The following is a 20879-nucleotide window of genomic DNA, read 5'->3' on the forward strand; positions in this document are numbered from 1 at the left end:
ATTTAACAGAAATAATAACTACCTTTCTCGCAATAGTGAGTATTTAATTATGTGGAATAAACTAAATAAATCTATGATGTTCTGCCAAATGATGTTTGGCTTATCATTTTACGGCGTGTTAGTCAGTCTGACGCGTTTCTTCTTAGAGGATCTGAATTACAACGAAGCTGATACCATGATGATCGTCGGTGCATTTTCGGCGATTGGCCCTCTATTTGCGATTGCTGGCGGCTTTATCGCTGACAAATTTTTAGGTGCTTACCGCTCTCTATCGATTGCCTTCTTAGCATTCGCATCTGGCTACGTACTGCTTGTTCTTGGTGCTTCGGCAACCAACGTACCACTTTCAATGTGTGGTATCGCGCTAGCAAGTTACGGCCGTGGTTTGATGTCTCCTTCTTACCCTAGCTTGTACAAACGTACCTTTAAGTCACAAGAAGACTTCGAGAAAGGCTACCCAATCAACTACTCAGTGAACAACGTGGGCGCTTTCCTAGGCCAATACTTGTTCCCTATGATTGTGCTGATCATCGGCTTTAATGGTGGTTTCACTATTTCTGCAGTGATGGCTGGCGCAGCATTGGTGATGCTACTTGTGTTCCGTAAAGGCTTGGTAGGCGTTGCTTCTGATCTGGATCGTCAAAGCGTAAGCATGAAGAACTGGATTTTCTTCGCGATTATCTCAGCGGCGATGATTGCACTGGTATTCTTCATGTTCTCTAACATGGATATCGGTCAAAACATCGTTTACGCCATCGGCGGTGCAGCGATTCTTTACTTTGTTTCTTTGATGTTGAAAGCAAGCAAAGCAGAATCATTGAAGATGGGTACTATCCTTATCGTTACCTTCTTAACCACGTGTTTCTTCGTTTACTACGGTCAAATGATGACTTCAATGAACATGGTAGCGATCAACACTCTGAAAGGTTCTCTGTTTGGCTTCATCCCACTAGAGCCTGAAGCAGCAATGGCAATGAACCCACTATGGTGTATGGTTGGTGGCCCTATCGTTGCTGGCTTCTTTGGCATGCTAGAAAAACGCGATATTCACCTATCAACAGCGACTAAGATTGCATTGGCATTCGTGCTAACCGCTATCGCATTCGGCATCCTAACATTCGCAGTAACGACTGTTGGCGAAGACGTAATCATCATGCCTGAAATCTTCCTAGCGATTCACTTCTTCCAAGCAATTGCGGAAGTTATCGTAGGTTCGATGGTAGTTGCGTTCATTCTATCTGTGGCACCTAAGCACATCGAAAACTTCTCAGTAAGCTTGTTCTCTGTAGCAATCGCGCTAAGTGGTATCGTCGGTGCTGCGTTCTCTACGTCTATCGCACTAGAGAAAGGCCAAGAGATCACACAAGAAATCGTACAACACGTTTACGGTGATTACTTCCAACTGCTGACTATCCTAGCGGTTGTCATGGTGGCTATCGCACTTGGTGCATCGTTCATCATTCGTAAGATGCTTGAAGCGGCAAAACAAAGTGAAGCTGAATTGGAAGTGGTTGAGCAAAACTAATTCTCTCTCAGCATCAAACAAAAACGGAAGCCAAGCGGCTTCCGTTTTTTTTATCGACAGAGAAAAGGAGGGAGAAATCATTAAGCGGTTAAGGTAACCATCAGATAACCGTTGAGTGCCAGTACCAAAGTAACGATAACCATACCTGCGTAAGAGACCCATTTGTTGTTTTTGAACTCACCCATCAAGCGTTCGCTGTTGGTAAAGATAAGCAATGGGATAATCGCCAACGCAATACCAAAGCTCAATACCACTTGGCTCATCACCAAGATATCGGTGGTGTTCATGCCTAAACCAATCACCACAAACGAAGGTGCCATAGTAATAAAGCGTCGTACCCACATTGGAATAGAGAAGCGTACAAAACCTTGCATCACCACCTGACCTGCCATTGTGCCAACGACGGTAGAAGACAAGCCTGAAGCAATCAACGAGACACCAAACAACACAGATGCGGCTTTACCTACCAATGGCGTTAGCGTCATGTATGCCGTTTCAATTTCTGCCACATGTTGGTTGCCTGAGTAATGGAACACTGCAGCGGCCATCGCAACAATCGCGATATTCACAAAGCCTGCAATTACCATCGCAATCAACACATCAAAGCGAGTGGTACGAAGGCGAGTTTTGGTGCTTTCGCCATAGCTGTTTTTGAACAGTGCAGAATGAAGATAAATCACGTGAGGCATTACAGTCGCGCCTAAAATACCCGCAGCAAGGTAGATCTGGTGCGAATCAGTAAAGGTTGGGGTTAGCAAACCTTTCACCATTTCACCGCCCGCAGGGTGCGCAAAAAACAGTTCAGCAATGTAGATAACCGCGACCAGCATCAAAAGCGAACCAATCACGACTTCTAGCGGTTTTTGACCTTTCTGGTTAAGCATCAAAATCATCACGGTTGCTACCGCAGTGATCATCGCACCTTCCATTAAGCTAATTCCAAACACCAACTGAAAGCCGACTGCGGCACCGATAAACTCGGCAAGGTCTGTTGCTATCGCGATGATTTCAGCTTGGATCCAGTAGAAGCCCACCGCCCATTTATTTGGTAGGTGATCACGTAGATGCTCTGCTAGGTTTTTGCCTGTAACGATACCTAGCTTGGCGGATAAATACTGAATCAACATCGCCATTAGGTTTGCCCATAGCACTACCCAAAGTAGCTGGTAACCAAATGAAGATCCTGATTCAATATTTGTCGCAAAGTTGCCTGGGTCGATGTAACCAATCGCGGCAATAAACGCCGGGCCTAACATCAGCATTTTACGTTTGATTTTATTGAATGCCGAAACTTTTGATGTTGTGGCGGCATCTAAATGTATGGATGCATTATTTATCGATACATTACTCATGGCGATATTCCTCTCTAGTCGATGAGAGAATCATACGCCCACCTAAATGAGAATCAATATCATTTAGGTGCACAAAAACGGTAATTAAGATTTCAACAATTAATTTTTAATTATCGATAAACAAAAGCTATCAAAGATTTCTGTTGAATTTGGGTTGCTATTACCTAAAAACAACAATGCCGCGTTAGACGCGGCATTGAAAGCGGGGGATGGTTTCGATTACTTAGTCGCGACGGCCGCGCAATTGAATCGGTTGGTTGGAAGCGTCTGTTTGAATCATCACGCCACCGTAAGTAGCGTCATTACGACCTTTAAGAGTCAGGTTAGAATCCGCGCGCTCCACATTAACTTGGTTTGTTTGGCTAGTAGCCATATCAATGGTACCCGTGTATGAGCCATCGCCAGCGAATGCTACATTCATTGAACAAGCCATTAAGCCTACTAGTGCGATTAGTTTTTTCATACGTCACCTCGATTATTTGTGGTACATCGTTTCGATGAAGAAACTGTAGCAACAGTTCCAAAGTAGCACGAGGAAAACCCGAATTTACCAAATGGAAATCCTCGGCCAAAAAATGCTTTTCTGCCATAACCTTAGAATTGACCATCCCCTGTCTTTTTTTATGAGAGGCGGAGTTATGATGCCGTGGCAACGTTGGCTGGAGTAAAAGAATGACAATGAATCTAGATATGCAAAACGTCTTGGTATTAAAGCGCATGTATGAGCTGCGTAACGTTCGTTTAGTGGCAGAATCAATGGGGAAAACCTCAGGTGCCATCAGTAAGAACTTAACCAAGATGAAAGCGCAACTGGACGATCCTTTGTTCATTCAAACCAAAAATGGCTTTGAGCCGACCTCGTTTGTTGAAGCCAACATGCCTCACTTTGAACAGATCCTCGCCAGCGCAGACGCCATTAAGCCACAGCAGTTCTCACCAGATTTATTTACGGGCGAGGTTACCATCTATGCCAATACACTGTTTTGGGATCGTTTTGGTGACAAGCTTTATCTCGAACTACTCAAGCAAGCACCACATGCCAGTTATGCCTTTTTAAGATGGGGGGCGGATGCGCGCAATCGCATCATTGAAGGTGAGAATGCCATTGCTATTCACTACTTTGATGAAGACCTGCCTCAATCCATCGCTCAAAAAGAGCTTGGTCGAGGGAAAGCCGTCTTCTTTGTGAAAGAAGATCATCCTGCGCAAGACTTTCAATCTTTGAGCGATTACACCTTTGTTCTGTTCAAAACACCGGGGTGGAACGATCACAAATACCCGCTGTTGGATCGATTGAGAAACATCGGTTTTCACGTTGAGCCCAAAGTTGAGATTGAGCACCCTGCGATGATTCACAGCATTATCATGAACACCGACCATTTCGGTATTACCATGAGTGGTAACGTTCCTGAATCATGCCGCAGTATCGAGCTACCAAACGGGCTGGAGCTTGGTGTGAGCTTTGTGATGAGCTGCCGACGTTCTCAGCAGCATGATCCACAAAACCAATGGTTGTTTGACGTGATTCAATCCATCATTAAGCAGCATTCAAAGCCAGATTAAAATTTGATTTCACCGAGTACCCCGAGCGTAATGGCTTGGTGATGCTTATTAATGTATTCAATATCTTGCAAGTAAGCGGTGTGGTGACTGTCCTCCATATTAGCTTGGAACTGAGCATCGCCCTTCGCAGCCATTGACCGCATGTGGTCTACCAACGCCGTCAAACGCAACGTCATTACCTCGACCAACTCTTCACGTTCTAATCGAGTACAACCATAAGCGTCACAGAAGATCTTGGCTCTGCGAATTTGCTCCTCAAGCGTCCCCATTTTGTCGTCTTCATCAGTTTTGAACGGTGCCCAGCCATACACAGAAAAGGCGATGTCCCAAATTCGAGGTGCTGGGTACGCGGTATCAAAATCGAATACCCCCACCACAACATCGCCCTCTAACGCGACGTTATAAGGCATAAAATCACCATGGCAAATCACCTCTTTTGGAGAGCGTGAAGGCAGCATCCAGTGATGTACATCTTGTGTATTGAGCTTGAGAAAACTTTCAGAGGCATCGTGAAAACGACGTAGTAGCTTAGCGGCGGATTTCAGTGCCGTTAACGAGCTAATTGACCCTTCTAGCGGGTAATTGTAAGTCTCGCCTTCAACGAAAGTCAGCAGCTCTTTTCCTCCCTCAATGGAGACGGCTTTTGGACATGCAGTAAAGCCGTGGCTGTGAAGATGTTGGAGCAATTGATGAACCGTCATCGTCCAATGACTGGCAGGCCGGCTAACGAGCTCTCCCTTACGGTAAATGGCATTCTCTCTGCCACCTTCTAACGCTTCCATTACAGCTCCTTGATGCTCAGAGCGTGCGCTCTGTGAGTGATGACGACATGAAACGTACTTCGTCATCTTAGCACCCGAACTTTACTCATGGAGGCTGATAATGTTTCAGATTGTTAGATAAATCGCAGTTCGTTTCCGTCTTGTGATTGAGCCCTAAAATTGCGCTTCTAGACTTTGCTTTAACCACTCGATAAATGCTTTCACGTGCGGCCTTTCTTCACCGCGAACAATCATGTGATGCGCACCTCGGCTTGGCATCGACCAATCTCCGATTTGCACCAACGATCCTTGCTGAAGATGGTCCTCGACCAATAAATCTCTTACAAGCAAAATGCCCAGTTGGTTCACCGCAGCTTCAATCGCTAACAGAGAGTGCTCTAACTCTCCCGTGAGCTTCACTTCTTTGCATTCAACGCCTTGATACGCTAACCAACACTGCCACGTTTCTTGGTAGCCTCCCGTAGCCAACTTAGGCAAGCGAGCAAGATCAGATAAGTGAGAAATGGGATTCAGATGCAAAAAGCCTGGGCTTGCCACCACAATCCAGTTTTCTTGGGTCAGTTGAATGGCTTGCTGCGACTGCCAATCGCCATAACCGTTAATGATCTCCACATCAGCGATATCACTGTTGCTCGGCATTGCGTTGGCCGTGGTAGAGACTTTAAAGCTCACTTTAGGGTATTGACGATGGAAATCAGCCAGACGCGGCATTAGCCATTGAGAACAAAAGCTGTGTGCCACGTGTAACGTTAACTGCGCTTGCTTTTGTCGGGAGAAAAGATGTTGAGTCGCAGCAGATAAGCTCAGAAAGACGTGACTGACCACAGGTAAATAATCACGAGCAGCTTGAGTGAGATTGAGCTGAGCACCATTGCGTTCAAACAAGGTAGCGTCTAAGTACACTTCGAGGGACTTAACTTGCTGACTGACCGCCGCACGGGTGACATTGAGCTCTTCTGCCGCCTTGGTAAAGCTTTGCAATCGAGCGGTTGCTTCAAACGCTTTGAGAGAATTGAGTGGCGGTAGGTTTTGCATATCAGGCTCCAGACGAACAAGTAAGAAAATACTATGACGGAGCTGTGACAGATAAATGAAGGGGAAACAAAAAAGCCAGCGTCAGACGCTGGCTTTTAAAGTTACTGATTCAATAATGAATTATTGAGCAGCTTCTTCAGTTTGGTATTGGAACGCAGGAACAACAACTTCTACACGACGGTTCGCTTCACGACCTTCGCGAGTTTCGTTGCTAGCTACTGGGTTAGCTTCGCCCATACCTTTAACAGTCATACGGTCTGCAGCGATACCTTCAGCTTGGAAGTGATCAGCAACTGCTTGTGCACGCTTCTCAGTTAGCTGTTGGTTGTAAGCTTCAGAACCAGTTGTGTCACTGTAGCCGTTGATTTCAACTTGAGCTTGTGGGTAAGTGTTCATTAGCTCTACAGTACCGTTGAACGCAGAAGCGTCTTGTAGTTCAGCGCTTTCTAGGCCGAATTGTACTGTTGCTGTTTGAGCTGGGTATTCGTTCTCAACGATGCGAGTCGCTGGACGAGTTTCAACTACTTCTTCTTGAACTACTGGCTCAGAACCGAACTTGTAGTTGAAGCCGATACCGAAGAAGTCAGCATCCATGTCGTCGATGATGTCATCAGACATGTCTTGGTAACGTTGGTACTCAGCGCGTAGGCTCCAGTTGTAGTTGATTTGGTATTCAGCACCTAGAGAGCCAGTTGGTACGAAATCTTTCTCGTCACCAGCCATCATGTATGCAGCACCTACTTTAGCAAATAGGTTCCAAGAATCAGTTAGAGGAAGGTTGAACTTAGGAGCTAGAGTTAGCGCCCATAGGTCACCGTCAACTGTGTTTAGGCCAGCTTTGTTGAAGTTAGCTGTGAAGTTACCTAGGTAATCAACACCGTATTCAGCTGCAACGTATTCGTTGAAGTTGTAACCAATGTGCATACCAGCTGCGAAGCTGTCGTCATCACATGGAGCGTCTAGGTGACATGCGTCGTTTAGAGCGTTGTAACCAAGTTTGCCGCCGATGTATGTATCAGCAAGAGCAACATTCGACATTACGCCACCAGCTAGAACGGTAGCCACTGCAAGAGCGATCTTTTTCATTATTTTTCCTTTATGCGAGGCGACCCGATTACTTTCCCCAGAAAAATCTGTTTTTAGGAAACTCAGAACCTACACTGTTTTCAAGTGATTAAAAACTACGCCAACAATCTCTATTAACGCATCATCATGCGACGCCTTAATCGGGATTAATCCATTAAGAGCGTTGGTTGGAATTTTGATGCACCTATCTGCCACGATATCACTGACGCCTTTAACCAGCACATCAGGAGTGAGAGATAACGATGAGCAAACCTCTGTAGGTACAAGATTCCGGGACGAAAATTATCCGGATTCTATCTTGTAATCACATAGCAACTAAAAAGTAATTTAATCGGCTGTGCCTACTTCAACCGCAAACTCTGGATCGGTAACCCTATGAGATGATATGAGTTTTGTGACAAGAATCTCGAAACGGACTTTAACAGAATAACCATCTCTAAAATAAATCATTATTTTTGTCGTCACGACAAAAAATTCTTATCGATACTCAGATAACCATCAGATATTGCAGATTTTTTGTTTAAAGCGCTTAGAAAGTAGTTCGTCAATAGAGAACGTGGAAAGAATAGTGGCAGAAAAGACAGCCCGTAAAGTACGGGCTGTGAACGAATTGCGTTAAATTTTGTCAGAGACCGCCAATGTTGCAGCCAAAACATCCTGTCCAAACAAGACACTACGCTCAGGAGACCAACCGTATAGAGGGTCTGGATGGTTATTATTGTCTTTGAATGGCATCTCAATCGTGTAAGACAAACACTTGAATTGCTCTGCCACCCAGTTAGAGCCAACGGTTAGGTTCGCTTTACCCGGTTCATCTTTGTCGTAACCGATCTCGTCTTGGAACTCTGGCGTAATCGTCAGAAGTGCTTGTTTAAACGCGTTTTCCAACTCAGCCATGCCTTCGTCATAAGAAGGAATACCTTCAGAGCCCGCCACAAAGTTGTAAGGGATAGCTTCATCACCATGAATATCTAGGAACATATCAACGCCAGTTTCTAGCATGCGCTCACGAACCAAGAAGACTTCAGGACTCTTTTCCATTGATGGCGTTTGCCACTCACGGTTTAGGTTTACGCCAACCGCGTTAGTACGTAGGTGACCACGCACACCGCCGTCTGGGTTCATGTTTGGTACAACGTAAAGTACTGCTTTTTCAAGCAATGCACGCGCAACCGTGTCGTTCTCATCAAGCAGACGTTGGATCATGCCTTCCATGAACCATTCCGCCATCGTCTCACCTGGGTGCTGACGTGCAATCATCCAGATTTTCTTTTTGCCTTCTTCTGGCTCACCGAAAGTTAGCAAGCTCATGTCATTGCCATCTAGCGTATGACCAAGCGTCTCTAGTTGGCAGTGGTGCGCGCTTTGTGCCATGTGTAACAGGTCTAGGTGGCGGTCATACGTGTAAGGTGCAAAGTACGCGAAGTAAATTGAGCTGCGCTCAGGGATAACAGTGAAAGTCAGCGTGTCGCCATCGAACTCTGCCGGTACTCGGAACCACTCTTCACGATCGTAAGACGCAACCACGTCGTAACCTTGCCAACCTTCTGGGTAAGCTGATTTCGCAAGATCAAGAAGTTTGATGGTGTGTGATTGCTCGGCTTCTGTCTCTAGACGGAAGTGGAACCACTGGTAGAATTCCGACATGTTGTCGTTAGGAATTTTGAGTTGGATATCGTTTTTGTCGTCCGCTTTCACTACGTGAATGCTGCCGCTGTCAAAGTTGCTGAATACTTTCATTTTATTACTCACCTTTTGCATCTGAGCTTGAAAGACTGAGGCTAACACAAAGGGAAGAGGTGCCTCTAACACTTTCACTTCTTCCCTATCCGTTTGCGATCAAAATATTCAGTTTAGTCGAGCTTATCCGCTTTGCCTGCTGGTCCTGCGAGTTTTGCTAGCCACTTATCCCAGATGAATGGCGTCTGCTCGTTATCTTCTGCTTCCTCTTTGCGACGTACCGCGTTGCGTACCATCATTGCTCCTGTCCATCGGAATGGCTCCGGTGGGAAATGCCCCAACGGCCCTTTGGCTAAACCGCTTTTCGTCCATTCATTCTCGATTCCCAATACCAACGAAGATAAGATCTTTCCGCCCATTCGAGTCTGCGCCACCCCGTTACCCGAATAACCAAAGCCATAAAAGATATTGCTTTGGTTATCTAACTCACCGAAGAATGGAAATCCAGTAGCGGAGCGATCTGAACCGCCCGTCCATGAATAAGCGAACTCAGCCCCTTTCAAACGCGGGAACAACTTATCGAACGATTTACGCAGTAGCTCTTGATAGCGCGTTGGCTTGTTGAACATTGCGTTGACTTGGTTGTTGAAAGAGAACTGATTGCCACCTTTCCCCAACATCAAACGGCCATCTGGCGTATCTCGGTAATAGTGTACAAAAATGCGAGAATCCAACACGCTAGAACCTGTCTGCCAACCAGATTGAGAGAGCGCGTCACCAAGCGGTTTGGTGATCACCATGTCGGAAGAGACCACCACGATACTGCTTTTGAATTGCTTAAACTGCTCCACCATCCACGCGTTTAATGCCAACACCACCTGCTGCGCTTGAATATTTCCTGTAGGTGTACAGACAGTGGCAGGTTTTCCATAATCTAAACGCGTCATCGGCGTGTTCTCATAGAGCTCAACACCCAATTCTATTGCGACGCGTCTTAATCCTCTCGCCAATAAAGCAGGTTGAACGCTGGCAGCAACTGGAGAGTGAAAGCCCTCTATATTGCGCGGCGATCCCGCATTGGCACGCAACTCCTCAGCTTGGCAATGGCGCCAACTGTTCACTTCCAAACGCTTTAACTCGTCCACAACTGGCTGCATGCCCCCAGTTTGAGCGTGGTTGGTTGCTGTGTAATAAACGCCTTTCAATGATAATTGCGCATCGATGTTGTGCTGCTGACAAAAGTCGTCAATCTCTAGCACTGCTTGTTCCGACTCTTTTACCAACCAAGCGGCGTGTTCTTCACCGAATAAGCGTTTCAAAGTCGGAAACTTTGTCGACCAAGTCAGCATACAACCACCTGTTTTTCCGGCGATTGCTGCTTGATCATGATCGCAGTCCAAAGGCCGGTGTAACCACCGCCGACAATAGCGACATCTGCTTGGATATTTTGTTGAAGTGGTTTAGCGGTTTCTGGCTGCTCAATTTCAAGCGCTTGCTTAAACCAATATGAAGGGTGAGTCATTCGATATCCTTTGTAAAAGTGACGCACACAACCGTGCTTTGTCACCACTTTACAAACCTACCGAATATTCAACGAGCTAGAAAAACTTACGCTGAGCGTTAGAAAATATTTATGGGATATTATATTTAAGAAATACATTCATCAGGAATATATATTTGATAATAAAAAAGGGGAGCAAATGCTCCCCAAAAATAATAGAACGAATATACAACAAGGATTAAACAGGCAATAGAGTTATAAATGCTAGCGAATAAATAAATTAACGATTACCAGGTTCACGCATGCGGTATTCGTATTTCACATTCAATATTGGTTGGTATGCGATTTGACCGTTATCTTGCAGGAATTCATCTACTGTTACTTTCGCATTAGTAATAGAGAAAGACTGGCGGTCTACGATATCAAATGAGCTTTTGAATTCGTCTCTTAGCTGTGCTGACGACTTGCTTTGATAGTTCTTAATCATTTCAAAGCCCATGTCGTAAGCGGCTTGTTTACTATCTACAACATTACCATGAATGGTTCTGCTGTTATTAGTCCATTGGTAACCACCAGCAATAGCAGCGATTGGAGTAGCGGTTAATGCGATAAGACTTGCTAGAGTGATTAAACGTTTCATAATGTGCTCCTTACTTACCTTTTAAATATCGAGTTCCAAATACTCGATTAATGTAGGGTACGTATAGAGACCTATAGCGAGTCAGATTAATTTCAGAAAAACTTTAATTAATTTCCATTTTATTTTTAATTGACTGTCAGGCTTGGCTTTTGCTTTTAATAAAAAACTAAGTAAATCCGTAGATTAGCTTTTCTCGATAGCTTAATCAGACCGTCTAAATTTTTTCTTATCGGATTGAATATATCTAATCGATATAAATAAGTGCGTTTTGGATATGACACAATGCCTATCTCTTGTACGCGCTCTGACCGCGAATCCTGACACTCTCATACCAAGCCTTACAATACCTCGCCACGCTTTTCTCATAGAATCCTCAACAAAAGAACACTGTTCAAAACTAATTCCTGTCTAGCTGGAGTGAAAAACGGCTCACTTTGCTTTCTCCCTTTTTGCGTTCGATACCTAACGCTCACAGCCACATGACAGAACCGACACCACTGGAAATGAGTTTGGAGTGAAATAACCATGAATAAATCCATCCTTCACCACAGCAAAACCATTTACTCGGATGAGTATGCTGAGATTTATCATCCAATCTGGACATACCGCATCAAGTTCATTGCTCGTGCGTTGTTCTATCGAAAGTCATTTAAGTATCTGGCAGACAACATTGAGGCTTCACTGCTGGAGATGTTGTGCACGCGTACTCACCGTTTCTTAGAAAAGCCATTTCGTCCGTATATCGTAAAAAATAGCCCTGCGATTGATCGTTCAGCGCTTGTGGTTGATCACTACAACACAGTGTCGGAACTCGTCTCACCTGCTCTAATGAAACAGATCTATACCGATGCCAAGGGACTCACTCTGATGACCTTTGAGATCGAGGATATTCTCTACACGGTCAGATTGGTTTATGAAGCTCGCTACCAAAAAGAAGGCGACATGAGCTTGGTATTACACAGCCAAGAAGATGGCAACTTCTATACTCTGTCGTTCACATTGGGACACGAGAACGGCGCTCGCAGCATCATGATTGGTGGCTTACAAGGCCCACGCAGCAACGAAACTAGCAATGAAAAAATCAAAAAGCTGACTCGTAAATTGTACGGTCAGCGTCCAAAAAGTTTGATGGTCAGTCTGCTGGATCTTCTGGCTCAGATTTGGGGCGTTGAAACCATTCTTGCAGTGAAAACCCAATCTCACACTTATGCGGCAAAGCGCTACAGTAAAGGACGAATCAAAACGGATTACGATGCATTGTGGAAGGAACTTGGCGGTACTGAATACGATCGCAACTTCTACTCACTCACAGTGAATGCTCCGCGCCGTGATCTCGATGGGATGTCGCGCTCTAAACGTTCGATGTACCGTCGTCGTTATGAATGGCTAGACAACACCAAAGCAACATTCGAACAAGTACTAAGAAACTAAAAAAGCTAAAAAGCTGAGGAGAAACGTTCATGCGTTATTCATTCGTTGCTGCTCTGGTGTTGTCGACTCTTTCCCTATCGGCGAACGCAAGTACAAGCAAGCACATCATAGGCACGAACCTAGGTTATGGCGGTGTAAGCTATGACGCCCCCGCAAGTGAAGAATCCGGTGATATGTTTCTTGGTGAAGTTTATTACCGATACATGCCGACCCAAAACTTCGGGATTGAAGCTGGCTTTAAAGGGGCGTTTGATGGTATTGGCTCAACGCTGTTAAGCCCAATTTCAGAGGTTACCGATACGAGCTTTTCCGGCCCACGATTAAGCGGCTATGCTAGCTATCCTCTTGGTGCTGGTTTCGAACTTTACGGTAAAGCAGGTATGACGCTCTACACCCTTGAGTACACTTACAAGGTGAATGGGCAGAGTCGAAACATTGAACACACTAGCGTTGGTGGTGAAGCGGCGGCAGGATTAGGATGGAGCTACAAGCACTTTGGTTTAAACGCAGAGTATGTGTACTCAAAGAACAGTGATTTTGATTCTGGTGGCGTGATGTTCGGCGCTCAATTGCGTTTCTGACGTCCCTTATACTCCTACCCCTTCCCCAAAAAATAAAAAAGAAAAAGGCCGCGATGGCCTGAGTTGCTGCCTTTTTCTTTCATCAATATGTGTCAGTTCGTCAACGCAAGAATGATCCCCGCCACGATCGAAGTAACGCCAAGCCCTCGGGTGAGATACCATTTCTCAGACAGAAACCAAATCCCCATAAACAATCCAAACACAATGCTGATTTGCCTTAGTGCTACGACCAAGCTAACGTTGTCTGTCATGGTCATCGCAAACAGCACCAAGCCGTAGGTGGATGCCATCATTACCCCTGCCATGCTGGCTGTTTTGCGGATCTGCCACGCAGTCTTAATCTCATCTGGCTTGCCTGTAACCAAGCACCACACAAGAGCTGGAATACCAATTGCCCAAAACTGCACGCCTAAATAGAAGATCGCACTGTACTGATCATTCAAGATCTCTGATGCTTGCCCTGTGAGTAAACTCAGCGCTTCTTTGTCGACCACCGAGTAACCCGTTGTGCCTATTGCAGCAATCAATGCCCAGAACACACCGACGTTTAAATAAGAGCCCAATGTCATCTGACGAAAGTTCGTCAGTGGTACCAGCATACAACCAAGGGTAATCAACAAGAATCCAAGCCACTGCTGACTGGATAACTCATGTCCCAATGCCACACTGATTGCGCCGACCATCATCACAGGCAGTGCCCGAGCAATCGGATAAACCACACCCACGTCTGCGTGCTTATAAGCGACAATCAAACCAACCAGATAAACCATTTGTGAAATGCCGCTAATGAACAGCAACCCCCAAAACTCACTCGGTAATGATGTCCAGCCAATGGTTGCCAAATACCAAATCAAATAAGGGGTAAGAATGGCACAGGCAGAAAAGCTGGCCGCCATAGTAAACGCGAGTCCAGAGCCTGAGTTGCTTTTGCCAAGGATATTCCAGCCCGCATGGAGAACAGCAGAGAAAACGACGAGACCAATCGCCAACAAATCCATTTCAACGTTCCTGTCTGAATAAAAGAAAGGCCCCGAGATGGAGCCTTAGATAATGAGAAAATCCACTTAACGATTGAGTTCCGCCAGAGATTCAATGCTGATGGCATCGTGTCGCCAATATTCGATATCGCAATCAATCAACTCACCGTGCTGGTTGTAGTTGATGCGCTCCACTACCATCGCTGGCGTACCGGCTGTCGCACGCAGTGCCTGAGCCATTTCACCCAACAAAGTGCTGGTTGAAATGCGGTAGCGAATCTTTTGATACGTCACGCCAAAATGCTCGCGGTAAATGTCCGTCAGTGAGTTTGACAAATCATAGTCCAGCAGATTCGGAAACAGCTCTGGGCGAATATAGTTTGTTACGAATACTACAGGTCTATCTTCAAGGTATCGCACACGGTCGACTCGATACACGTCCGAGAAAGGCTGCAAGTCCAGCAAGCGCGCCGCTTGTTTGTTTGCCAAGGTTCCTTTTGCGGCGACCAACTCCGTTTTTGGCACGCGATTTTGCGCTTTCGCCATGTTCGGGAAGTTTAGCGTTTGGGTAGGGTCGTAACGCAATGGCTCAGGTGAGATAAACCAACCTCGGCGATCTTCGCGATAGATTCGACCTTCCACTTCTAGCAGTGATAAAGCTTCACGCAAAGTAACGCGTGTAGTATCGAACGACTCCGCCAACTTACGCTCTGCTGGCAGTTTTTGACGCGGCGATAGCATGCCCGCTTCAATCTGTTCAACAATCGAATCTTTAATTTTTACGTATTGCACGAAGTGTCCTTATCTTTTGCGCCAAGCTTGTGTGCGATTCTCTAACAATTTACCCAAAGTCATCTGAACAATCTTCGCAATTGCGGCAGCCATCATGATCATCACCGCCATTGCTGCTGCAGCGCCAGTTTGACCTGCATCGTCCATATTCAGAATCGAGACCGAAGCCGGAATCGTATCGGTTGAGTAAAGGAATACTACCGCAGAAGTGGTGGTCAATGCATTAACAAACAAGTAAGTCGCAATGTCCAAAATCGCAGGTAAACACACAGGTAATGTCACTTTAAAGAACAACTTGTATTGAGGAAGCTTCACCGATGCTGCCGTGGCTTCAATCTCCGATGGCAACTGCTTTAGCGCTGTCAGGGCGGTCATGTGACCCACCGTGTAGTAATGCACTACCGTGTTAATCACCAAGAATGCCATGGTGCCATAAAGCACGTTCAAAGGATTGTTCGCATCATTGAAGTAAAAGATGTAACCCAAGCCAAGCACCATACCCGGAACCGCCATTGGCACCACGCTAAGCATTTGCATCACTTGACGAATTGGACCAAACGCACGCCCTTTCTCAATGCAGTACGCACCGACAAAGATGATGGCTGTACCAATAACCGCTGTCCAACCTGCCAGTGTTAGTGAGTTGAAGAATGGGCTCCAACCGTAAGTGCTCATTTCAGCAAAGTTGTAGTTGTTTAGCGTAAGCGCTTTGTTCCAAGGCCAGAACGTAACTAACGAGCCATACACCGCCATGCCAAGCACAGCCAGCACTGCAATAGAAATGATGCTGCAGTAAACCAAACAGATGCTGTCGCGCGCTTTGTTGGGTTCTGGCTGATATGGCACCGAGCGAGTGTCAAATAAGCTCTTTTGTTTTTTCTGTACCCAACGGTCTGCACCGAACGCCATTACCGCAGGGAATAGAAGCATAATGCTTGTCACCGCACCCATGGCAAAGTTTTGCTGTCCCACAACTTGTTTGAAGATGTCAGTCGCCAAAACGTTGTAGCTGCCCCCAATCACTTTCGGCACACCAAAGTCCGTGATAACCAGCGTAAAGACGACGATAAGCGTACTGATCAAACCGTATTTCGCCGCAGGTAGCGTCACCATAAAGAAGGTTTTGATGGGTGAGGTTTTAAGTGCGCGTGCTGCTTCATACAAGCGGGCATCTGAAGTGCGCAGTGAAGTGGTCAAAATCATCAATGCATGAGGGAAGGTCCAGAAGATCAAACCCATCGAGATACCAATCACGCCATAAATCGAGTTTCCTAACAGCATCTCTTTAGCAATGCCTTGATTGCCGAAAAGGAAGATCAAACTGATCGCCGGCAACAACGAAGGCGCAAGGATCGGCGCAGTACCTAGAATTTGAAACAAACCTTTAAACGGCATACATGAACGAGTCAGCGCGTAGGCATAACCGAACGCAAGCACACCCACTACCGAGGTCACTATCACGCCCAAAGTGAAGGTGTTTCCCACTGACACCCACAAGCTTGAAGAGGAAAAGTATGTCGCAAAGTTTGCCAGACCGACAAATTCGCCATTGGCATTTTGCACACTCTTGGTCAACATTGCCCAAAGCGGCATTAAGATGAACAGCACCATCATGGTCGACAAACCAGCGAGCAAACCGAACAACACAAGGTTGTCGCGGCTAACACGTCCGAGTAGGGATTTTGCTTTGTCTTGCGTGGTTAGGCTATTCATCGTCATTGTCTTCGCATCCATGTTTACACCTACGCTGCTAGCGCTTTATCAACCGAGGGCACGGCGTAACCATGCAGCCCTTCTTCAGCAAACTGGATGTAACGTACATCGCCCGCCTTGATATTGAGTTTTTGAACCGTTTCCACAGGCACATCCACTACGATGGTTTTCGTTGAGCTGTCGTTTTGCAATACGCAATCAATGCGGAAAAACGCACCCAGAAACTCGGTTGCCGTCACTCGCACAGGTAAAGAGTTGGTGTAGTTTTCAACGAACTTGATACTTTCAGGCCGCACCGCAAGGTCGAAGCGGTCACCGCGTTGGATCTTACGATTAGTCAAGCTGGGCGCTGGCATCAAGGTTTCCGCAATGCGTACTTGGGAGTCCGTTGCGGCTGAGGTTTCAATAAAGTTCATGCTGCCGACAAACTCAGCGACAAAGCGCGTTGCTGGTTGTTGGTAGATTTCTTGAGGTGTGCCAACTTGCTCAATCACGCCATGGTTCATTACCACGATACGATCCGCCATCGACAACGCTTCATCCTGATCGTGCGTAACCATGATGGTGGTGATGCCCAGCTTACGTTGTAGCTTACAAATCTCGTCACGTAAGTGAACACGCACTTTTGCATCCAGCGCTGACAGCGGCTCATCCAATAACAATAAACCCGGAGACAACGCCAATGCACGAGCCAAAGCAACACGCTGTTGTTGACCGCCAGAAAGTTGATTAGGGAATTTCTCGCCAGAGGTTGGAAGACCAATGGTTTCTAGCCAGTAATCCACCTTCTCTAACGCTTCTTTGGTCGACATACCTTGGTTTTTCAAACCCACCGCAATGTTTTCTTGCACGGTAAGGTTCGGAAACAGCGCGTAAGATTGGAATACGATGCCGAAATCGCGCTTCTCTGGTGGTAGGAATGTGGTCTCTTGACCGTTTTGAAAAATCGCACCAGACGTTGGCAAGTCTAGACCGGCAATGGCACGTAGCAGAGTGGTTTTACCGCAGCCAGAAGGACCAAGAAAACAAACGAACTCGCCCTTTTCAATCGCTAGCGAGATTTTCTTTAATGCAGTGAACTGTCCGAATTGCTTCACTACATTTTCGATATTTAGGTAATGTTGGTTAGTTGACATAACACATGCTCCAAATGGTATATACCAACTTTAGTTTTGGAGTGTTACGTTCCAATGACAAATTTATAGCCAGAAGATGACAAATAGATGAAGAGAAGCGAAGTTTGTTTACGTGACAATTAGAGATTCCCGACTCGCTCCTTCGTCACTCTCGAGAATGACATGATGAGTGTGGATTACAAATTCTGAAATCACATTCGCGGCTCAGAACGACAAGTTTTGACCTTCACTCCATATACTTAAGATCGTCATTCCGGACGAGCCTAAGCGAGCCATCCGGAATCTCTTACAAGTACTATATTCTGAGATTCCCGACTCACTCCTCCGTCGCTCTCGAGAATGACGTGGTGAGTGTGGATTATAAATTCTGAATCACACTCATTGCCTAGAATTACGAGCTTTGACTTTCACGCCATCCCCTTAAAATCGTCATTCCGGACGAGCCTAAGCGAGCCATCCGGAATCTCTTACAAGCACTATATTCAGAGATTCCCGACTCACTCCTTCGTCGCTCTCGAGAATGACGTGGTAAGTGTGGATAGAAGATCCCAACTTTCTTAAGTCCGTCATTCCAGCGAACCTAGGTGAGACTAGGAATCTACTTGCAGCAAACTCTGAAATAACAGAGAAAACAAAAAAATCCACCTCAACCGAGGTGGATTTCAGTATTCAACTCAAAGCAAATTCAATTAAGATTTTGGCTCTGATTTCGCGTCGAACTTCTCAGACCATGCCGCTAGGATCTCTGCACGCTTGCTGCCCATTTGCGCGAAGTCCATCTTCGCCATGTTCTCTTGAACGTTCGGGAAGTTAGATACGGTCGCTTTCACTTCTTTATGTGCAACCACTGGGTACATTTCTACGTAAAGCTCGTTTGCTGCTTTAGAGATTGACCAATCGACCACGCGCTTCGCTGCATCAGACTCTTTTACTAGACCAACGGCTTCTGATTCCCAGCCGATGCCTTTTGGTGTGATAACCGCTAGTGGTGCGCCTTGTGTTTTTAGCTTCGCGCCGCGGCTCGCCATCGAAATACCAATAGCCACTTCACCCATGCCCGCTTGAACACATGGCTTAGAACCCGAGTGCGTGTAGTGTGCAATGTTCTTGTCTAAGTCACGCATGTAATTCCATGCCTGATCTTCACCCATGTTTTGTAGCCAAGCAGAAACCTGCATGTAGCCAGTGCCTGAAGACGCTGGGTTTGGCATTGCAATGTGACCTTTGTAAACCGGCTTTGTTAGGTCTTCCCAAGACGTTGGTTTCGGTAGGTTAAGTTGTTTCGCTACAGCTTCGTTAAAACAAACTGCGTTAAAGAACGCATCGTTACCGAACCAAGCTTGGTTTGATTGAGGGTCGTTTAGGTTCGCGTGCAGCTCTTCCAAACCTTTTGGTGTGTAAGGCTTAAGAAGACCTTCATCTTTAAGCAGTGCCATTGATGAGCCAGCCAGACCCCAAACCACTTCCGCTTGAGGGTTGTTCTTTTCTGCCAGCAATTTCGCCGTCATGATACCGGTGGAATCGCGAACCCACTTAATCTTGATATCTGGGTTATCTTTCTCAAACGCAGACTTGTATTTCGCAAGAATGTCAGTTTCGAAAGCGGTGTAAACCGTGACTTCCTGTGCTGCCATTGCATTCGTAGCTAGCAGAGAGACAAGTGCAGCCAGCGATCCTTTCATCAAACGGTTTTTCATCATTTTCTCCAGTTAATTTGGCTAAGTTTTCATTTGGTCTGTACCAGTTGACGATATACACCCTACTGAGCCTTTGTGACGAATTCATGACCATTAAATGGCAGTTTTACGAAAATTATCGATGAATAATCGTTCAATTGATCCGCCATTTTCTGGATATTAAAGTTTTATGAAATTGGAGATTCGCCTATTTACTGCCCTTTTCTTCCTCGCTAGAGTGAACTTGAAATTTGGTGTAGACCAATTAGCCTATTCTGATGGAAATCGAGATGAAAAACGAATACCTACTACTGACTCCAGGTCCTCTATCTACTTCTGAAACAGTACGTGAAGCCATGCTAAAAGACTGGTGTACTTGGGATGATGAATACAACAAAGACATTGTAGAAGTGATCCGCACTAAGCTTGTAAAACTGGCAACTCAACAAGACGGCTACACCAGCGTACTAATGCAAGGTAGCGGCACCGCATCAGTAGAAGCGACGATTGGCAGCGTCATTGGCAAAGATGGAAAATTGTTGGTTGTCGACAACGGTGCGTACGGTGCACGTATCGCTCAGATCGCTGATTACCTAAATATTCCATGCCATGTAGTTTCCCCAGGCGAAACATCACAGCCACACTTGAACGAGGTGGAAACTGCATTGGCATCGGATCCTGCGATCACACACGTGGCGATTGTTCACTGCGAGACAACCACTGGCATGCTTAACCCAATTGAGGCATTTGCTTCTGCAGCGAAAGCACACGGTAAAGTGGTGATTCTCGACGCCATGTCGAGCTTTGGTGGCATTCCTATCGATATTGCTGAGCTAGGCATCGATTTTATGATCAGCTCTGCAAACAAATGTATTCAAGGCGTGCCGGGCTTTGGCTTTGTGATTGCGAAACAAACTGAGCTCGAAAAGTGCCAAGGTCAGGCTCGTTCTTTAAGCCTTGATCTTTACGACCAGTGGCACTGCATGGAAGTGAACCACGGCAAATGGCGTTTTACGTCTCCAACGCACACGGTTCGCGCTTTCTATCAAGCATTGTTAGAGCTGGAACAAGAAGGCGGCATTGAGGCTCGTCATAACCGTTACCAAACTAACCAGAAAACACTGGTTGCAGGTATGCGCTCTTTGGGGTTTGAGCCACTACTGAGTGATGACCTTCACTCGCCAATCATCACTTCTTTCTACTCTCCGACGCACAGTGATTACCAGTTCAAAGCGTTCTACACACGTTTAAAAGAGCAAGGTTTTGTGATTTATCCGGGTAAGGTATCGAACGCAGATTGCTTCCGTATCGGCAACATTGGCGAAGTTTACCCAGCAGATATCGAGCGCTTAATCGGTGCGATTGAAAAAGCAATGTACTGGCAAGTTGCGTAAAGCAGCCTTCTGATT

The 20879-nt window shown here is 46.0% G+C and carries 17 protein-coding genes and 1 pseudogene; 5 read left to right on the forward strand and 13 right to left on the reverse strand.

The genetic code is table 11. From position 1 onward, the window contains the following. The first annotated feature begins 49 nt into the window (after positions 1 to 49). A complete protein-coding gene (locus VCHENC03_RS19505; protein ID WP_005443672.1) occupies positions 50 to 1525 on the forward strand; it encodes a peptide MFS transporter in 1476 nt (491 codons plus the stop codon). An 80-nt stretch (positions 1526 to 1605) separates the two neighbouring features. Here VCHENC03_RS19505 and VCHENC03_RS19500 read toward each other — a convergent pair whose 3' ends face one another. Both VCHENC03_RS19500 and VCHENC03_RS19495 read right to left on the reverse strand, forming a co-directional pair. Continuing rightward, on the reverse strand, positions 1606 to 2877 hold the full coding sequence (locus tag VCHENC03_RS19500; protein ID WP_005443670.1) for an Nramp family divalent metal transporter: 1272 nt from the start codon (positions 2875 to 2877) through the stop codon (positions 1606 to 1608). A gap of 223 nt (positions 2878 to 3100) precedes the next feature. After that, entirely contained in the window at positions 3101 to 3340 is a 240-nt protein-coding gene (locus VCHENC03_RS19495; protein WP_009705043.1) for a hypothetical protein, read from the reverse strand. A gap of 209 nt (positions 3341 to 3549) precedes the next feature. Between VCHENC03_RS19495 and VCHENC03_RS19490 the strand changes: the two genes are divergently transcribed. Further along, the gene (locus VCHENC03_RS19490; RefSeq protein ID WP_009705044.1) at positions 3550 to 4440 is read left to right on the forward strand and encodes a LysR family transcriptional regulator; all 891 of its coding nucleotides are present in this window, start codon (positions 3550 to 3552) and stop codon (positions 4438 to 4440) included. On the opposite strand, the gene VCHENC03_RS19485 is transcribed toward VCHENC03_RS19490, so the two are convergent. From VCHENC03_RS19485 to VCHENC03_RS19460, 6 genes and pseudogenes are all read right to left on the reverse strand, one after another. Continuing rightward, on the reverse strand, positions 4437 to 5222 hold the full coding sequence (locus tag VCHENC03_RS19485; RefSeq protein WP_009705045.1) for a phosphotransferase enzyme family protein: 786 nt from the start codon (positions 5220 to 5222) through the stop codon (positions 4437 to 4439). The two genes, VCHENC03_RS19490 and VCHENC03_RS19485, sit on opposite strands and share 4 nt — an antisense overlap. 153 nt (positions 5223 to 5375) lie before the next feature. After that, positions 5376 to 6257 (reverse strand): LysR substrate-binding domain-containing protein, encoded by an 882-nt coding sequence (locus VCHENC03_RS19480; protein ID WP_009705046.1) that lies wholly within the window; start codon positions 6255 to 6257, stop codon positions 5376 to 5378. A gap of 120 nt (positions 6258 to 6377) precedes the next feature. After that, positions 6378 to 7343 (reverse strand): OmpA family protein, encoded by a 966-nt coding sequence (locus tag VCHENC03_RS19475; RefSeq protein WP_009705047.1) that lies wholly within the window; start codon positions 7341 to 7343, stop codon positions 6378 to 6380. Between the two features lie 615 nt (positions 7344 to 7958). Further along, positions 7959 to 9083: a M14 family metallopeptidase gene (locus tag VCHENC03_RS19470; protein ID WP_009705048.1), complete on the reverse strand. Its 1125-nt coding sequence runs from the start codon at positions 9081 to 9083 to the stop codon at positions 7959 to 7961. Positions 9084 to 9196: 113 nt separating this feature from the next. Further along, a pseudogene (locus tag VCHENC03_RS19465) lies at positions 9197 to 10545 on the reverse strand (FAD-dependent oxidoreductase). Between the two features lie 259 nt (positions 10546 to 10804). Further along, positions 10805 to 11164, reverse strand: a complete 360-nt coding sequence (locus VCHENC03_RS19460; protein ID WP_005442378.1) for a DUF3316 domain-containing protein — start codon at positions 11162 to 11164, stop codon at positions 10805 to 10807. 525 nt (positions 11165 to 11689) lie between these two features. Here VCHENC03_RS19460 and VCHENC03_RS19455 point away from each other — a divergent pair. Beyond that, the gene (locus VCHENC03_RS19455) at positions 11690 to 12595 is read left to right on the forward strand and encodes a VirK/YbjX family protein (RefSeq protein ID WP_009705051.1); all 906 of its coding nucleotides are present in this window, start codon (positions 11690 to 11692) and stop codon (positions 12593 to 12595) included. A 29-nt stretch (positions 12596 to 12624) separates the two neighbouring features. Then, entirely contained in the window at positions 12625 to 13176 is a 552-nt protein-coding gene (locus VCHENC03_RS19450; protein ID WP_009705052.1) for an outer membrane beta-barrel protein, read from the forward strand. A 92-nt stretch (positions 13177 to 13268) separates the two neighbouring features. On the opposite strand, the gene VCHENC03_RS19445 is transcribed toward VCHENC03_RS19450, so the two are convergent. The 5 genes from VCHENC03_RS19445 to VCHENC03_RS19425 form a co-directional block, all read right to left on the reverse strand. Further along, positions 13269 to 14174 carry an EamA family transporter gene (locus VCHENC03_RS19445; protein WP_009705053.1) on the reverse strand — a complete coding sequence of 302 codons (906 nt, stop codon included), beginning with the start codon at positions 14172 to 14174 and terminating at the stop codon, positions 13269 to 13271. Between the two features lie 66 nt (positions 14175 to 14240). Continuing rightward, complete coding sequence (gene phnR / locus VCHENC03_RS19440) at positions 14241 to 14945, reverse strand: phosphonate utilization transcriptional regulator PhnR (protein ID WP_009705054.1); 705 nt, start codon at positions 14943 to 14945, stop codon at positions 14241 to 14243. A 9-nt stretch (positions 14946 to 14954) separates the two neighbouring features. After that, positions 14955 to 16679: a putative 2-aminoethylphosphonate ABC transporter permease subunit gene (locus VCHENC03_RS19435; RefSeq protein WP_005442364.1), complete on the reverse strand. Its 1725-nt coding sequence runs from the start codon at positions 16677 to 16679 to the stop codon at positions 14955 to 14957. Positions 16680 to 16687: 8 nt separating this feature from the next. After that, positions 16688 to 17794 (reverse strand): putative 2-aminoethylphosphonate ABC transporter ATP-binding protein, encoded by a 1107-nt coding sequence (locus VCHENC03_RS19430; protein ID WP_009705055.1) that lies wholly within the window; start codon positions 17792 to 17794, stop codon positions 16688 to 16690. A 689-nt stretch (positions 17795 to 18483) separates the two neighbouring features. Then, a complete protein-coding gene (locus VCHENC03_RS19425) occupies positions 18484 to 19494 on the reverse strand; it encodes a putative 2-aminoethylphosphonate ABC transporter substrate-binding protein (protein WP_005384363.1) in 1011 nt (336 codons plus the stop codon). A 266-nt stretch (positions 19495 to 19760) separates the two neighbouring features. On the opposite strand from VCHENC03_RS19425, the gene phnW reads away from it, so the two are divergent. Beyond that, entirely contained in the window at positions 19761 to 20864 is a 1104-nt protein-coding gene (gene phnW, locus VCHENC03_RS19420; protein ID WP_009705056.1) for a 2-aminoethylphosphonate--pyruvate transaminase, read from the forward strand. Positions 20865 to 20879: the final 15 nt, after the last annotated feature.

Origin of the sequence: Vibrio sp. HENC-03, from assembly GCF_000305755.2 — a bacterium.
Classification (GTDB): Bacteria; Pseudomonadota; Gammaproteobacteria; order Enterobacterales; family Vibrionaceae; genus Vibrio; species Vibrio owensii.

Bases quoted from the DNA above. Each gene is read 5' to 3' on its own strand.
- VCHENC03_RS19490 (WP_009705044.1), top strand. From the start codon at position 3,550: ATGACAATGAATCTAGATATGCAAAACGTCTTGGTATTAAAGCGCATG.
- VCHENC03_RS19435 (WP_005442364.1), bottom strand. From the start codon at position 16,679: ATGGATGCGAAGACAATGACGATGAATAGCCTAACCACGCAAGACAAA.
- VCHENC03_RS19470 (WP_009705048.1), bottom strand. From the start codon at position 9,083: ATGAAAGTATTCAGCAACTTTGACAGCGGCAGCATTCACGTAGTGAAA.
- VCHENC03_RS19425 (WP_005384363.1), bottom strand. From the start codon at position 19,494: ATGATGAAAAACCGTTTGATGAAAGGATCGCTGGCTGCACTTGTCTCT.
- VCHENC03_RS19480 (WP_009705046.1), bottom strand. From the start codon at position 6,257: ATGCAAAACCTACCGCCACTCAATTCTCTCAAAGCGTTTGAAGCAACC.
- VCHENC03_RS19430 (WP_009705055.1), bottom strand. From the start codon at position 17,794: ATGTCAACTAACCAACATTACCTAAATATCGAAAATGTAGTGAAGCAA.
- VCHENC03_RS19445 (WP_009705053.1), bottom strand. From the start codon at position 14,174: ATGGATTTGTTGGCGATTGGTCTCGTCGTTTTCTCTGCTGTTCTCCAT.
- VCHENC03_RS19505 (WP_005443672.1), top strand. From the start codon at position 50: ATGTGGAATAAACTAAATAAATCTATGATGTTCTGCCAAATGATGTTT.
- VCHENC03_RS19485 (WP_009705045.1), bottom strand. From the start codon at position 5,222: ATGGAAGCGTTAGAAGGTGGCAGAGAGAATGCCATTTACCGTAAGGGA.
- VCHENC03_RS19475 (WP_009705047.1), bottom strand. From the start codon at position 7,343: ATGAAAAAGATCGCTCTTGCAGTGGCTACCGTTCTAGCTGGTGGCGTA.
- VCHENC03_RS19450 (WP_009705052.1), top strand. From the start codon at position 12,625: ATGCGTTATTCATTCGTTGCTGCTCTGGTGTTGTCGACTCTTTCCCTA.
- VCHENC03_RS19460 (WP_005442378.1), bottom strand. From the start codon at position 11,164: ATGAAACGTTTAATCACTCTAGCAAGTCTTATCGCATTAACCGCTACT.
- phnW (WP_009705056.1), top strand. From the start codon at position 19,761: ATGAAAAACGAATACCTACTACTGACTCCAGGTCCTCTATCTACTTCT.
- VCHENC03_RS19455 (WP_009705051.1), top strand. From the start codon at position 11,690: ATGAATAAATCCATCCTTCACCACAGCAAAACCATTTACTCGGATGAG.
- VCHENC03_RS19500 (WP_005443670.1), bottom strand. From the start codon at position 2,877: ATGAGTAATGTATCGATAAATAATGCATCCATACATTTAGATGCCGCC.
- VCHENC03_RS19495 (WP_009705043.1), bottom strand. From the start codon at position 3,340: ATGAAAAAACTAATCGCACTAGTAGGCTTAATGGCTTGTTCAATGAAT.